The organism is Streptomyces sp. NPDC046900 (assembly GCF_040644975.1).
Taxonomy (GTDB): Bacteria; Actinomycetota; Actinomycetes; order Streptomycetales; family Streptomycetaceae; genus Streptomyces.
The window spans coordinates 36,342-50,582 of sequence record NZ_JBEYXD010000009.1 but is presented as its reverse complement, the minus strand read 5'-3'; the positions used below and the strand labels follow the sequence as shown (position 1 = coordinate 50,582).

Annotated in this window: 12 protein-coding genes and 1 riboswitch; of the genes, 4 read left to right on the top strand and 8 right to left on the bottom strand. The window is 69.3% G+C overall.

The features are described 5' to 3' along the window. Positions 1–54: 54 nt before the first annotated feature. The 8 genes from ABZ904_RS11880 to ABZ904_RS11845 form a co-directional block, all read right to left on the bottom strand. Complete coding sequence (locus ABZ904_RS11880; RefSeq protein ID WP_360997794.1) at positions 55–1,398, bottom strand: dipeptide ABC transporter ATP-binding protein; 1,344 nt, start codon at positions 1,396–1,398, stop codon at positions 55–57. Beyond that, entirely contained in the window at positions 1,395–2,492 is a 1,098-nt protein-coding gene (locus ABZ904_RS11875) for an ABC transporter ATP-binding protein (RefSeq protein ID WP_361822748.1), read from the bottom strand. The genes ABZ904_RS11880 and ABZ904_RS11875 overlap by 4 nt, the downstream gene beginning before the upstream one ends. Then, a complete protein-coding gene (locus tag ABZ904_RS11870) occupies positions 2,489–3,487 on the bottom strand; it encodes an ABC transporter permease (protein ID WP_361822745.1) in 999 nt (332 codons plus the stop codon). Before ABZ904_RS11870 ends, ABZ904_RS11875 begins: the two co-directional genes overlap by 4 nt. A gap of 110 nt (positions 3,488–3,597) precedes the next feature. Further along, complete coding sequence (locus ABZ904_RS11865; RefSeq protein ID WP_361822742.1) at positions 3,598–5,394, bottom strand: ABC transporter substrate-binding protein; 1,797 nt, start codon at positions 5,392–5,394, stop codon at positions 3,598–3,600. Between the two features lie 69 nt (positions 5,395–5,463). Then, positions 5,464–6,471, bottom strand: a complete 1,008-nt coding sequence (locus ABZ904_RS11860) for an ABC transporter permease (RefSeq protein ID WP_360997802.1) — start codon at positions 6,469–6,471, stop codon at positions 5,464–5,466. 320 nt (positions 6,472–6,791) lie between these two features. Continuing rightward, the gene (locus ABZ904_RS11855) at positions 6,792–7,586 is read right to left on the bottom strand and encodes an enhanced serine sensitivity protein SseB C-terminal domain-containing protein (RefSeq protein ID WP_361822738.1); all 795 of its coding nucleotides are present in this window, start codon (positions 7,584–7,586) and stop codon (positions 6,792–6,794) included. Positions 7,587–7,857: 271 nt separating this feature from the next. Then, entirely contained in the window at positions 7,858–8,649 is a 792-nt protein-coding gene (locus tag ABZ904_RS11850; RefSeq protein WP_359395043.1) for an enhanced serine sensitivity protein SseB, read from the bottom strand. Between the two features lie 67 nt (positions 8,650–8,716). Further along, positions 8,717–9,391, bottom strand: a complete 675-nt coding sequence (locus ABZ904_RS11845) for an AAA family ATPase (RefSeq protein WP_361822735.1) — start codon at positions 9,389–9,391, stop codon at positions 8,717–8,719. 165 nt (positions 9,392–9,556) lie between these two features. Then, a riboswitch (glycine riboswitch) is annotated at positions 9,557–9,670 on the top strand. Between the two features lie 183 nt (positions 9,671–9,853). On the opposite strand from ABZ904_RS11845, the gene gcvT reads away from it, so the two are divergent. From gcvT to ABZ904_RS11825, 4 genes are all read left to right on the top strand, one after another. Beyond that, positions 9,854–10,972, top strand: a complete 1,119-nt coding sequence (gcvT, locus tag ABZ904_RS11840; RefSeq protein ID WP_359395048.1) for a glycine cleavage system aminomethyltransferase GcvT — start codon at positions 9,854–9,856, stop codon at positions 10,970–10,972. A gap of 108 nt (positions 10,973–11,080) precedes the next feature. Beyond that, positions 11,081–11,458, top strand: coding sequence for a glycine cleavage system protein GcvH (gcvH, locus tag ABZ904_RS11835; protein WP_359395051.1), 378 nt, complete (start codon positions 11,081–11,083; stop codon positions 11,456–11,458). 16 nt (positions 11,459–11,474) lie between these two features. After that, positions 11,475–12,737 carry a serine hydroxymethyltransferase gene (glyA, locus tag ABZ904_RS11830; protein ID WP_359395053.1) on the top strand — a complete coding sequence of 421 codons (1,263 nt, stop codon included), beginning with the start codon at positions 11,475–11,477 and terminating at the stop codon, positions 12,735–12,737. 85 nt (positions 12,738–12,822) lie between these two features. Continuing rightward, positions 12,823–14,190, top strand: a complete 1,368-nt coding sequence (locus tag ABZ904_RS11825; protein WP_360997814.1) for an L-serine ammonia-lyase — start codon at positions 12,823–12,825, stop codon at positions 14,188–14,190. The last annotated feature ends 51 nt before the right edge of the window (positions 14,191–14,241 follow it).

Here is a 14,241-nt window from a genome sequence, read left to right as displayed (position 1 = left end):
TGCCCCGGAAACCAGTCCTGCGGTTTCCGGGGCATACGCGTGAGCGAATGTCTTTTACTTCGTGCCGTCGGTTTCCGACTCCTCGGAGGCGGTCTCCTCGGAAGCAGCCTCAGCGGGCGTCTCGGCCGGCTCCTCGGTGTCCGAGGCCGTGCCGGCCGCGGTCTCCGTGTCAGCCGCGGTCTCGGTGTCGGTCGCCGTCTCCGCGGCGGCCGCAGCCTCCACCTCCGCCGCCACCGCCGCCGATGTCGCAGCGGACTCCGCCAGGACCTCGTCGGCCACCAGCTCGGCCGCTTCCTTCGCGGCCGACAGCAGCACCGTGTCCTGCGGGGCCTGGTCCTCGAAGTTCTCCGGGTGGTGGCAGGCCACTCGCTGCCCCGGCTTCAGCTCGATGAGCTGCGGCTCGGTCGTCCGGCAGATCTCCGTCGCCTTCCAGCACCGCGTGTGGAAACGGCAGCCGCTCGGCGGCGCGATCGGCGAGGGAACGTCGCCCTTGAGCAGGATGCGCTCGCTCTTGGCGTTCTTGCGCCTCGGGTCCGGGACCGGAACCGCCGACATCAGCGCCTTGGTGTACGGGTGCATCGGCGCCTTGTACAGCGATTCGCGGTCCGCCAGCTCCACGATCTTGCCGAGGTACATCACCGCGATCCGGTCCGAGACGTGCCGGACGACCGAGAGGTCGTGCGCGATGATCACGTACGTCAGGCCGAGCTCCTCCTGGAGGTCGTCCAGCAGGTTCACGACCTGCGCCTGGATCGACACGTCCAGAGCGGACACCGGCTCGTCCGCCACGACCAGCTTCGGGTTGAGCGCGAGCGCGCGGGCGATACCGATGCGCTGGCGCTGGCCGCCGGAGAACTCGTGCGGGTAGCGGTTGTAGTGCTCGGGGTTGAGACCCACGACCGACAGCAGCCGCTGGACTTCCTTCTTGATGCCGCCCTCGGGCACGACGCCCTGGAGCTTGAAGGGAGCACCGATGATCGTGCCGATGGTGTGGCGCGGGTTCAGCGACGAGTACGGGTCCTGGAAGATCATCTGCACATCACGGCGCAGCGGACGCATACCGCCCACGCCGAGGTGGGTGATGTCCTTGCCCTGGAACTCGACCGTGCCGGCCGTCGGTTCGAGCAGCCGGGTGATCAGCCGGCCCATCGTCGACTTGCCGCAGCCCGACTCGCCCACGACACCGAGCGTCTCGCCGGCCTTGACCTCGAAGTCGAGGCCGTCGACGGCGCGCACCGCGCCGGCCTGCCGCTGGAGCAGGCCCTTGCGGATCGGGAAGTGCTTCTGGAGCCCGGTCACCTTCAGCAGGGTCTCGCCGGGAGCGGCGTCCTTGGTGAGGGTGGCACCATCGCTCTGCGCGGGAATGGTCACCGCTGCGTCCTTGGGGTTCTCGCTCACAGCTTCGGCGCAATCTCTTCGATCCAGATACGCTCCCGCTGCTCCTGCGTCATGTGGCAGGCGGCCCAGTGCTGGCTGCCGACCTCGGTCAGCTCGGGGCGGACCGTGCGGGTGACGTTGTCCTTCGGGATGTCGGCGTACGGGCAGCGCGGGTTGAAGGCACAGCCGGACGGGACGTTGATCAGCGAGGGCGGGGAGCCCTTGACCGGGATCAGGCGGTCCTGCTGCTCGCGGTCCAGACGCGGCATCGAGCCGAGCAGACCCCAGGTGTAGGGGTGCCGGGGCTCGTAGAACACCTTCTCGGCCGGACCGCGCTCCACACAGCGGCCGCCGTACATCACCAGGAGGTCGTCGGCCAGCTCGGCGACGACGCCCAGGTCGTGGGTGATGATGATGACCGCGGAGCCGAACTCCTTCTGCAGATCGCGGATCAGGTCGAGGATCTGCGCCTGGACGGTCACGTCCAGGGCGGTCGTCGGCTCGTCCGCGATGAGCAGTTCGGGGTTGTTGACCAGCGCCATCGCGATCATCGCGCGCTGGCGCATACCGCCGGAGAACTCGTGCGGGTAGCCGTCCACCCGCTTGTCCGGCTGCGGGATGCCCACCCGGTCGAGCATCTCGATCGCCCGCTTGCGGGCGGTCTTCTTGTCGACGTCGTGGTGGATCCGGTACGCCTCCACGATCTGCTGCCCGATCGTGTAGTACGGGTGCAGCGCGGACAGCGGGTCCTGGAAGATCATCGCCATGTCACGGCCACGCAGCTTGCGCACGTGGTCGGGGTCGGCGGACAGCAGCTCGGTGCCGTTCAGCCAGATCTCGCCGGAGATCTGGGCCTTGCGCTTGCCGTACTGGCCGGCGGTGTGCAGGCCCATGATGCCGAGCGAGGTCACCGACTTGCCCGAACCCGACTCGCCCACGATGCCGAGGGTCTTGCCCTTCTCCAGCTTGAAGCTGAGGCCGTCGACGGACTTGACCAGACCGTCGTCGGTCGGGAAGTGCACCTTCAGGTCGCGCACTTCCAGGAAGGAGGTCGGGGCGGACGAGGCGGAGGTGGGCTCGCCCACGGCAGCTCCGGTCTTGCTGAGTTCGGTCATGAGAGCCTCACTCGGGGGTCGATCACGGCGTACAGGATGTCCACCACGAGGTTGGCGATCAGCACCGCGAGAGAAGTGATCAGGGTGACGCCCAGGATGATGGGCAGGTCCTGGTTCTTGATGGCGTCGAGCACCGCGCGGCCGAGGCCGGGAAGGTTGAAGGTCGACTCCGTCAGGATCGCGCCGCCGATGAGGGCGCCGAGGTCCATGCCGAGCATGGTCAGGATGGGCGTCATCGTGGAGCGCATGGCGTGCTTGCCGATGACGGCCTGCTCCTTGAGGCCCTTCGCGCGCGCCGTGCGGATGTAGTCCTCACCGAGGATCTCCAGCATGGTGGCGCGGGTGATACGGGCGTACATCGCCGCGTACAGGAACGCGAGGGTGATCCACGGGAGGATCATGCCGCCCAGCCAGCCGCTGAAACTCTGATCCAGCGGCACGTACTTGGCGTCGATCCAGTGGAGCCCGAAGGCGAAGATCGCCAGCGAGAGCATGCCCGTGAAGTAGATCGGGAGGGAGACACCCGACAGCGCGACGACCATCGCGCCGCGGTCCCAGATGCTGCCGCGCTTGAGCGCGGAGAGCACACCCGCCGCGACACCGAAGACCAGCCACAGCACGGCGGCACCGAGCGCCAGGCCCAGGGTCACCGGGAAGCGGTCGGTCAGCACCGGCCAGACGGCCTGCTCGCTGCGGAAGGAGTAGCCGAAGCACGGCGCGGCACAGTGGGTGACGTCACCGCCGGCCGCGTACGTGCGGCCCGCGAAGATGCCCTTGAAGAACTCCCAGACCTGAACGTAGATCGGGTCTGAGAGCCCCAGCTTCACACGCACCGCTTCGACGGCGGCCGGGTCGGCCTGCTTGCCCACGAAGCTCGTGGCGATGTCCACGCCCGCCCACTTGGGGACGAGGAAGAAGATGCCGAAGACCACCATGATGATGACCACGAGCATCACTGCGGCGGCGAACAGCCGCCTGATGAGGTAAGCGAGCACAGCTCTCGGCCCGCCGCGGACCACGGGCCACCGGAGGTCTTCCGGTGGCCCGCGATCACGCGTCGCCGGCCTTCACCTGCCTTTCGTGCCGTACGGCGGGTGTGCCGGTTCTACTTCGCGGACTTCAGGCCGAGGTTGACGAAGTCGTACGTGCCGCTGTAGCCGTCGGTCGTGTACACGTTCGCCAGGTTGTCCCCGCGCCAGTTGATGAACTTCTCGAAGGTGAAGGGCATGTAGTAGCCGCCCTCCATGACCTTGTGGTTGATCTCCGTGGCGATCTTGGTCTTGCCGGCGTCGTCCAGCGTGTTGACGTAGTCGTCGAACAGGCCGTCGATCGCCTTGTCCTTGATCAGCGCGTAGTTGTTGTTACCGCTCTGCAGGATGTACTTGCTGTCCCACAGCGGCAGACCGAAGCCCTGGACGGACGGGAAGTCCGGGCCCCAGCCCATGATGATGATGCCGTAGCCCTTCTTCTGCACGTTCGAGGGGCTGCCGATGATGCCGGTGGTCTGCGAGCCGTCGTACTGGTCGATCTGCGCGTTGATGCCGATCTTCTTCAGCGACGCCTGCAGGGACTGGGCGGTGGCCACCTCGACCGGCTTGTTGTTGCGGACGGCGATGGTGGTGGAGAAGCCGTTCGGCTTGCCGCAGGCCTTCAGGGCCTCCTTGGCCTTGGCCTCGTTGCCGTTCTTGTTCGCGCCGGCGATCTCGAACGGGTCGTACTTCTGGCCCTCGGCGCCCGGGACGGACGGCGGGAGCATGTTGGTGCCGATGTCGCCACCGGCGATCGGGCCACCACGAGCGGTCTGGATCGACACGTGGTCGGCGCCGAGGATGACGGCCTTGCGGCACTCGATGTTGTCGAACGGCTTCACGCTCTGCGGGAAGACCGCGTAACGGATGTAGCCGGAGACCGGGTTGTCCAGGTTGGCCTTGTGCTCCTTCAGGGCGGTGGTGCGGCCCTGCGGCGACATGCCGGTCTGGTTGATGTCCAGGTCCAGGTCACCGTTGAGCAGACGCTGGTCGAGCTGGTTGGCGTCCGAGAAGAACTGGACGGTGATCTTGTCCGGGTAGGCCTTGCGGACCGGGTCCGACGCCTGCTTCCACTGGTCGTTGCGGACCAGGGTCAGGTCCTTGCCCGGGCTGTACGACTGGAACTTGTACGGGCCGGAGGAGAAGGGGTGCAGACCGTACTTGGACTTGGTGTCCATGTCCTGGCGGACCGGGGAGGCCGAGACCAGGGCCAGCATGTCCTCGAAGTCCGAGTTGGCCTTCGGGAGGTGGAAGACGATGGTCTTGTCGTCCGGCGTGTCGATCGCCTTCAGACCCAGCTTGTCCTTGGCCGTGTCCTTGTAGGGGCCCTTGTACTCGCCCTTGGGGTCGAGGACGTCCTTCAGGTACGTCGGACCACCGGACAGCACGTCCTGCGCCCACACGCGCTCGATGCCGTACTTGACGTCCTTGGAGGTGATCGCCTTGCCGTCCTCCCACGTCACGCCGTCACGCAGCGTGTACGTGTAGGTCTTGCCACCGTCGGAGACCTTGGCAAGCCCGGTGGCGAGGTCCGGGGTCAGCTGGGCGCCGGCCTTGCCCGGCTCGGCCTTGGTCGTGACGAGCTGGCGGCTGTAGTAGCGCGCGAAGTCCCACATGAAGCCGTAGTAGCCACGCGTGGTGTCCCACGAGTCGGCGTCCTGGGCGCCACCGAACCGCAGCGTGCCGCCCTTCTTGACAAGGGAGGCCTGCGCGACCTTGTTGTTGGCCGCGTCGAAGCCGGCGGCACCGGTCTTCGAGCCCTTGTTGTCGTCAGCGCCACCGCCGCCGCACGCCGCCGTGGTCAGCAGCGCGGCGACCGCAGCAGCAGCGGCCAACGCCTGCTTCCGCCGCCCTGAGGTGCGTTGGGTAGTCACGATCTCGGATCCTCCGGTTTAGATGAGAGACCCCGTGTCAGTGGCACGGGACGCTTGGGGTACGGCAGTTCAGCGGGAGCCCTTCGGGTCCAGCGCATCCCGCACGCCGTCGCCGAAGAGGTTGAAGGCGAGAACAGTGATGAAGATCGCTACACCCGGGACCACCATGTACATGGGGTCCGACTCGTAGTAGTCGATCGCGCTGGAGAGCATCTGCCCCCATGAGGCCGTGGGCGGCTTGACGCCCACGCCCAGGAAGCTGAGCGCCGCCTCGGTGAGGATGTTGGTGGGGATCATCATCGTCGTGTACACGATGATCGGGGCGACGAGGTTGGGCAGCAGTTCCTTGAACAGGATGTACAAGCGCCCGGCGCCCAGCGATCGGGCGGCCTCGACGTATTCGCGCTCGCGCAGCGAGAGGGTCTGGCCGCGCACCACGCGTCCGATGTAGGGCCAGCCGAAGAAGCCGATGACCACGATCATCACCAGCACGCGCACGCTGGAGCCGGACAGGCCCAGCATGTCGTTCGGCATGACGGAGACCAGGGCGATGGTGAACAGCAGCTGCGGGAAGGCGAGCAGACCGTCCATGACGCGGCTGATCAGGGAGTCGACCCAGCCGCCGAAGAAGCCGGCCAGGATGCCGAGGACGGTGCCCAGGACCACGGCGACCACGGCCGACAGGAAGCCGACCAGGAGGGAGATCTGGGCGCCGTAGAGGATGCGCGCGAAGATGTCGCGGCCGTTGACCGGCTCGACGCCCAGCAGGTGGTCGCCGCTGATGCCGCCCAGGGAGCCCGTGGGAGTACCGAACAGCGGGTCGATCAGGTTCTCGTGGTAGGCGTCCGGATCCTGCCCGACCAGGCTGGTGATCACCGGCGCGAGCACGGCGACCAGGATGAGGACGAGCACGACTATCCCGCCGGTGAGGGCGAGCTTGTCCCTCTTCAGTCGCTCCCATGCGATCCGGCCCAGGGAACGCCCCTGTACGGCCTTCGCGTCGGCTCTGGCAACCGCCGCTTCTTCGGCAGCACTTGGGGCCGCTTCCGCGGTCGGCTCGTGCAATGGTGCCGTCATCTGGCAGGGACCCCTCTCAACCGGCGGTGACCGGCCCGCGCTTGCCGCTGTGGCGGCATGAAACAGTCCGTCGTACACAGGGGCGAACCCCTTGAAGCGGGAGTCTTCAACGCTTCGGCGATCACTTGCCAGACTTGGCGGTAAATGGATGCGTAAACGTGATGAGGTCTGGGGGGTTCCGTTATCCGGACAGCGGGTAACGGGCGTCGGACGCGCCTCAATTGCCACACAGCACACCAAAGCGTGATCGTCCGCCCTGTTCTACGCGCGAAGACGTGCCCGTGGCGGAGAACCGGCCGCGGACGGCCGGGGTGCCGAACTCAGTAGGCCCCGCGGGCCGGCGGATAGCCGTAGCCGCCCACGGCCGGGGCCTGGACCGCGTGGGCCTCGCGGTCGTAGAACGGGCGGGTGCCCGCGCGCAGCCACATCACGACCGGGTCGTACTCGTCGGACATCGCGACGGTCGACACGGGCAGTCCCTCGGGCACGGCCGCGACGGACTGCTGCATCATCGCGCGCACCGAGTCGACGGCGGGCGGCGAGGTGTCGTACACGTCCAGGCCGATCACCAGGTACGGAGCGCCGTGGGCGGGCTGCACCCAGGCCCGGCGCAGCGAGCGGACCGCGGCCGTACGGTGGGCGTTCTGCGTGAGGAGGGCGTAGAACTGCGGGATCTCCAAGGCCGGTTCGGACAGCCTCAGCGGCCCCGCGGGCTGGCGTTCGAGACCTGTGGCGATGCGGCGCAGATCGAGCCAGGGGATGCCGACACCGCCGCCCGGCGCGTGGGGGTTGAGCCACAGGCCGTAGTGGTCCGGGTAGAGGGTGCGGGCGACGTCGAGGCCGTCGACCACCTCGTACGAGCGGTTCCAGCCGCTGGCCGAGAGTTCCTGGGCGGAGGTGACGCAGGGCGCGTAGCCGTGGCCGGCCACCTCCATGTTCCCGTACTGGGCGTCGGGCGAGCCCGCCTGGCCGTGCCAGAGCAGCATCCAGACCTGTCCGGAAGCGGGGGTTGCGAGCGCGTGAAGGAGCGCCTCGTAGGCGTCGTAACGCCCGGGCGTCACCTGGCGCAGCATGTGCTCGACCTGCCCGGCCGCGGCCGTGCCCGACGCGCTCACCCTCTACCGCCCCTTCACCACGAACCTGCCGACCCCGACGGATCTCTCCGCTGCGGCGCGGGCGGATTCCAGCCGCACCGCCCCGACCGGGTCATTCTCCCTTGCCCCGGGGAGACCGCATCCTCCTGCGGCGTCGCCGCGGGCCGGCCCCGGCCGGACGCGGGCCACTCCCGCTGCGGCCATGAAACCAGGTTAAGGCGCCATACTGACAGCAACTTGACGCGCGCCACCCCACTTCGGTCCGGCGTCGCGCGCCGAGCCTGCGGACGGTTCACAGTCCATGCTGGTAGAAGGGGCGCACCCGCTCCCGCATCCAGTCCCCCACCGGATCCTGGGCCACGTCCAGGAACACCATGTTCACCGGGGTCCTGACCGGCACCTTGCCGAGCGCTCGGCCTAGCGCGTCCAGCACGAGGCTGCGTGCGTCGGCCTCCCAGGAGGCGAGCTCGACGCCTATGAACATCACGGGATCGGCGGTCTCGATCGCGGCCAGACAGCGCCGCGCGGTGAGCACCGCGCCGGTCGCCGCGAACTCGGCCGAGGCGGCGGCGAGGAAGTCCACCGGCTCGTCCTGCCAGTCGGGCTCGAAGAGCCGGACACGGCCGCCGCTCACCAGCCCGTCGAGCGGGGTGCGCCCGGTGCGGCACAGCTCGGCCACCGCGTCGGGCGGCAGCGGTACACCGACCACTCCGTCCGGGTTGACCGCGATACCGACCTGCGGGGGCAGGCCGCGGGCGAACTCGACGGCGGGCGCGATCGTGTACGACATGTGATTGCCGACGACTTGGCGGAACTGCTCCTCCGAACTGAAGACCGGGACGTAGGCCTGGCCCTCGATCTGAAGGGTGGGGAGGTCGAGGGGGCCGCTGTGCGGTCCGCCGTCATTGGGCAGCGGCACCCAGACGAAGCTGCGGCCGAGGACCTCGATGATCCGGCCGCCGGCCGAGGGCACGCCGAGCGAGGCGGAGAGCACCTCCTCCAGTTCGTTGCCCGGCCATCCGCCGTGCGGATGGGGGTGCGCCTGTGGGGGAAAGTCCGCGGGGAGATCCGCCGGGAAGTCCATCTGTTCTACCGCCTGCTCAGAACCGCTGCTGTGGTCCCAAAGGCTAGCGCCAGGGGTGCGGGGGCGGTCAGGCCGCGAAGTCGATGCGGCGCAGGACGTCCGCCGCGTCCCGGTCGAGCAGCACCACCGAGCCGCAGCCCTCGGGCAGCCGGCCCTGCTCGACGGCGCGCAGCAGGCGGCGGGTGGCCCGGCGGTGCTTGACGAACGCGTGCCGCGAGACACCTCGGCCGCGCTCGTACTGTCCCGCAAGGGCCGTGTCCGGGGGGACGTCGAGCAGGAGCAGATGGAGTGTGCCGCCGCGGCGCCGGGCCTCCCGGGCCAGCCAGCCGCGCACCCAGGCCTGGGTGCCGCAGTCGTGCACGACGACCCCGGTGCCCGCGCGCAGGGCGCGGCGCAGACCCGCGTAGTGGGCGAGACGGACCAGGGGACGGTAGACCCCGTACGGCAGGAAGCGGGCCACGCGCGTGTCCCAGCGGTCGCGGGTGTCCTGGGAGTCGACCCGCACGCCCCGCACGGCGCGCCGCATCAGCGTGGACTTGCCGCTGCCGGGCAGACCGGTGACGACGACGAGGTCGCCCGCCGAGAAGGTGAGCCCGTGCGGGCTGCGCCCCGCGCAGGCGCGCAGATCCCGGACCACGGCCTTCCGCCGGGGTCCGCGGGCCTCCCGCGCCGGGGTGTCGGGCTGGCCGGGCACCGCGATGCCCGAGGTCGTGGCATACGCCGTGGGCCTGTCCACTGTCATCGCCCTCCCTTGGTCAGGAGTCACTCCCCACAGAGTGTAAAGAGAAGGTAATGTCCGCGTCTCGCGATTTCGTTCGCGTACCGCCACAGGCCGGTTCCGGATGCTGCCCTGCCACCATCCGTCGATGCGTGCAATGATGTGCGCGCCAACTGCATACCGGCCGCTTGAATCCGCGCGGGAGAGTCCCGGGTACGCGTACGTCCGCCGTACGTCCGTCCGGGCGCCGAAGGAGCAAGTCCCTCCCTTGAATCTCTCAGGCCCCGATACCGCGCGGGCGAGGCACATCTGGAAAGCGAGCCGCTTCGGACGGCTCCACCCAAGGTGCAAGCCGTGACGACCCGCCGCGGGAGTCATGGCGAACCTCTCAGGTTCCGATGACAGATGGGGAGGAACGACCTCGCCCTCCCCCACGCTCGGCTTCGCTCGCGCCGGGGGACCCCCATCGCCTTGGGAGCACAACCGATGAGCAGCAGCCCCCTGCGCCGCACCGCCCTCGATGCCCGGCATCGTGAGCTCGGCGCGACGATGACCGACTTCGCCGGCTGGGACATGCCCCTGCGGTACGGATCCGAGCGCGACGAGCACATCGCCGTCCGGACGAAGGCGGGCCTCTTCGACCTCTCGCACATGGGCGAGATCACCGTGACCGGGCCCCAGGCCAACCGGCTCCTCGACCACGCCCTGGTCGGCAACATCTCCTCCGTCGGCGTCGGCCGGGCCCGCTACACCATGATCTGCCAGGAGGACGGCGGCATCCTCGACGACCTGATCGTGTACCGGCTCGGTGAGCAGGAGTACATGGTCGTCGCCAACGCCTCCAACGCCCAGGTGGTGCTGGACGCGCTCGTGGAGCGCGCCGCCGGCTTCGACGCCGAGGTGCGCGACGACCGCGACGCCTACGCGCTGCTCGCCGTCCAGGGCCCCGAGTCGCCCGGCATCCTGAAGTCCCTCACCGACGCCGACCTCGACGGCCTCAAGTACTACGCGGGTCTGCCCGGCACGGTCGCCGGCGTCCCGGCGCTGATCGCGCGCACCGGCTACACCGGCGAGGACGGCTTCGAGCTGTTCGTCGCCCCCGAGCACGCCGAGAAGCTGTGGCAGGCGCTGACCGAGGCGGGCGCGCCCGTCGGCCTCATCCCCTGCGGGCTGTCCTGCCGGGACACGCTGCGCCTGGAGGCGGGCATGCCGCTGTACGGGCACGAGCTGACCACCTCCCTGACCCCCTTCGACGCCGGTCTCGGCCGCGTGGTGAAGTTCGAGAAGGAGGGCGACTTCGTGGGGCGCGCCGCGCTGCACGAGGCCGCGGAGCGCGCGGAGCAGAACCCGCCGCGGGTCCTCGTAGGGCTGGTCGCCGAGGGCCGTCGCGTCCCGCGCGCCGGGTACGCGGTCGTCTCCGGCGGCGAGGTGATCGGTGAGGTCACCTCCGGCGCGCCCTCCCCCACGCTGGGCAAGCCGATCGCGATCGCCTACGTCGACGCCGTGCACTCCGCGCCGGGCACGCCCGGGGTCGGGGTGGACATCCGGGGCAGCCATGAGCCGTACGAGGTCGTGGCGCTGCCGTTCTACAAGCGCCAGAAGTAGAGACTGGGCCAGGGGCGGGCGTGGCATCCCACCCGTAGACCCTGGTCACACACGTCTCCAGCAGTCCCCCTTTCACCACCACTCCCCGCGTACAGGAGAATTCAGGCCATGAGCAATCCCCAGCAGCTGCGTTACAGCAAGGAGCACGAGTGGCTGTCGGCCGCCGAGGACGGCGTCTCGACGATCGGCATCACGGAGCATGCCGCCAACGCGCTCGGCGATGTCGTGTTCGTCCAGCTCCCGGAGGTCGGAGACTCGGTGACCGCGGGTGACACCTGCGGTGAGCTGGAGTCGACCAAGTCGGTGAGCGACCTCTACTCGCCGGTCAGCGGCGAGGTGACGGAGGTCAACGAGGACGTGGTGAACGACCCGTCGCTGGTGAACTCCGCCCCCTTCGAGGGCGGCTGGCTGTTCAAGGTGCGCGTCACGGAGGAGCCGGCCGACCTGCTCTCCGCCGATGAGTACGACACCCACATCGCCGGCTGAGGAGTCACCCGCACACATGTCTGTTCTGAACACCCCGCTGCACGAGCTCGACCCGGACGTCGCGGCCGCCGTCGACGCCGAACTGCACCGCCAGCAGTCCACCCTCGAGATGATCGCCTCCGAGAACTTCGCCCCGGTGGCGGTCATGGAGGCGCAGGGCTCGGTCCTCACCAACAAGTACGCCGAGGGCTACCCGGGCCGCCGCTACTACGGCGGCTGTGAGCACGTCGACGTGGTCGAGCAGATCGCCATCGACCGCGTCAAGGAGCTCTTCGGCGCCGAGCACGCCAATGTGCAGCCGCACTCGGGCGCGCAGGCCAACGCCTCCGCGATGTTCGCGCTGCTGCAGCCCGGCGACACGATCATGGGTCTGAACCTCGCGCACGGCGGGCACCTGACCCACGGAATGAAGATCAACTTCTCCGGCAAGCTCTACAACGTGGTCCCCTACCACGTCGGTGCCGACGGTCTCGTCGACATGGACGAGGTGGAGCGGCTGGCCAAGGAGACCCGGCCGAAGCTGATCGTGGCGGGCTGGTCCGCCTACCCGCGTCAGCTGGACTTCGCCGCGTTCCGGCGGATCGCGGACGAGGTCGGCGCGTACCTCATGGTCGACATGGCGCACTTCGCCGGTCTGGTGGCGGCGGGGCTGCACCCGAACCCGGTGCCGCACGCCCATGTGGTCACCACCACGACCCACAAGACGCTGGGCGGTCCGCGCGGTGGCGTGATCCTGTCGACGGCCGAGCTCGCCAAGAAGATCAACTCCGCGGTCTTCCCGGGTCAGCAGGGCGGTCCGCTGGAGCACGTGGTCGCGGCCAAGGCGGTCGCCTTCAAGGTCGCGGCCTCCGAGGACTTCAAGGAGCGGCAGCGGCGCACCCTCGACGGCGCGCGGATCCTCGCCGAGCGCCTGGTCAGGGACGACGTCCGGGAGCACGGTGTCTCCGTTCTGTCCGGCGGCACGGACGTGCATCTCGTGCTGGTCGATCTGCGCGACTCCGAGCTGGACGGGCAGCAGGCCGAGGACCGCCTCCACGAGGTCGGCATCACGGTCAACCGCAACGCGGTCCCGAACGACCCGCGCCCGCCGATGGTCACCTCGGGTCTGCGCATCGGCACGCCCGCCCTGGCGACCCGCGGCTTCACGACCGAGGACTTCGCCGAGGTCGCTGATGTCATCGCCGAGACGCTGAAGCCGTCCTACGACGCCGAGGCGCTCAAGGCCCGGGTGAAGGCCCTGGCCGAGAAGCACCCGCTGTACCCGGGTCTCACCAAGTAAGTCACTCCGGTCGGGCACCGCGCACACTGGACGTGTGCCCGGTGCCCGGCCGGCCCCCGCACCACCCCCGTACTGAGGAGACACCGTGGCCATCTCGGTCTTCGACCTGTTCTCGATCGGCATCGGCCCGTCGAGCTCCCACACGGTCGGCCCGATGCGCGCGGCGCGCATGTTCGCCCACCGGCTGCGCAATGAGGGCCTCCTGGACTCGGCCGCGTCCATACGCGCGGAGCTGTACGGCTCCCTCGGCGCCACCGGCCACGGCCACGGCACGCCGAAGGCGGTGCTGCTCGGCCTGGAGGGCGCCTCGCCGCGCACCGTGGACGTGGAGACCGCCGACCAGCGGGTGGAGGACATCAAGACCTCCGGCCGGATCCGGCTGCTCGGCGAGCACGAGATCGCGTTCTCCTTCGACGACGACCTGATCCTGCACCGGCGCGAGACGCTCCCGTACCACGCGAACGGCATGACGCTGTGGGCGTACGGCGCCTCGGGAGCCGAGCTGCTGGCGAAGACGTACTACTCCGTGGGCGGCGGCTTCGTCGTCGACGAGGACGCGGTGGGCGCGGACCGCATCAAGCTGGACGACACGGTGCTGAAGTACCCCTTCCGCACCGGCGACGAGCTGCTGCGCCTGACCAAGGAGACGGGCCTGTCCATCTCCTCGCTGATGCTGGAGAACGAGCGGGCCTGGCGCACGGAGGAGGAGATCCGGTCGGGGCTGCTCGACATCTGGCGGGTCATGCAGGCGTGCGTGTCGCGCGGCTTGTCCCGCGAGGGCATCCTGCCCGGTGGCCTCAGGGTGCGCCGCCGCGCCGCCGTCACCGCGCGCCAGCTGCGCGCCGAGGGCGACCCGGTGTCCCGCGCGATGGAGTGGATCACCCTCTACGCGATGGCGGTGAACGAGGAGAACGCGGCCGGCGGAAGGGTGGTGACCGCCCCGACGAACGGGGCGGCGGGGATCATCCCGGCGGTCCTGCACTACTACATCAACTTCGTGCCGGGCGCCGACGAGGAGGGGGTCGTGCGCTTCCTGCTCGCGGCCGGCGCCATCGGCATGCTCTTCAAGGAGAACGCCTCGATCTCGGGCGCGGAGGTCGGCTGCCAGGGCGAGGTCGGCTCGGCCTGCTCGATGGCGGCGGGCGCGCTGGCGGAGGTGCTGGGCGGCACCCCCGAGCAGGTGGAGAACGCGGCCGAGATCGGCATGGAGCACAACCTCGGCCTGACCTGCGACCCGGTCGGCGGTCTGGTGCAGATCCCGTGCATCGAGCGCAACGGTATGGCGGCGGTCAAGGCCGTCACGGCGGCCCGTATGGCGATGCGCGGCGACGGCACCCACAAGGTCTCCCTGGACAAGGTCATCAAGACCATGAAGGAGACCGGCGCGGACATGAGCGTGAAGTACAAGGAGACGGCGCGCGGCGGACTGGCGGTCAACATCATCGAGTGCTGAGGGGACGGGCCCTGATCCGGCGACCTCCCGTGCGGCGGCTCGACCGGGCCC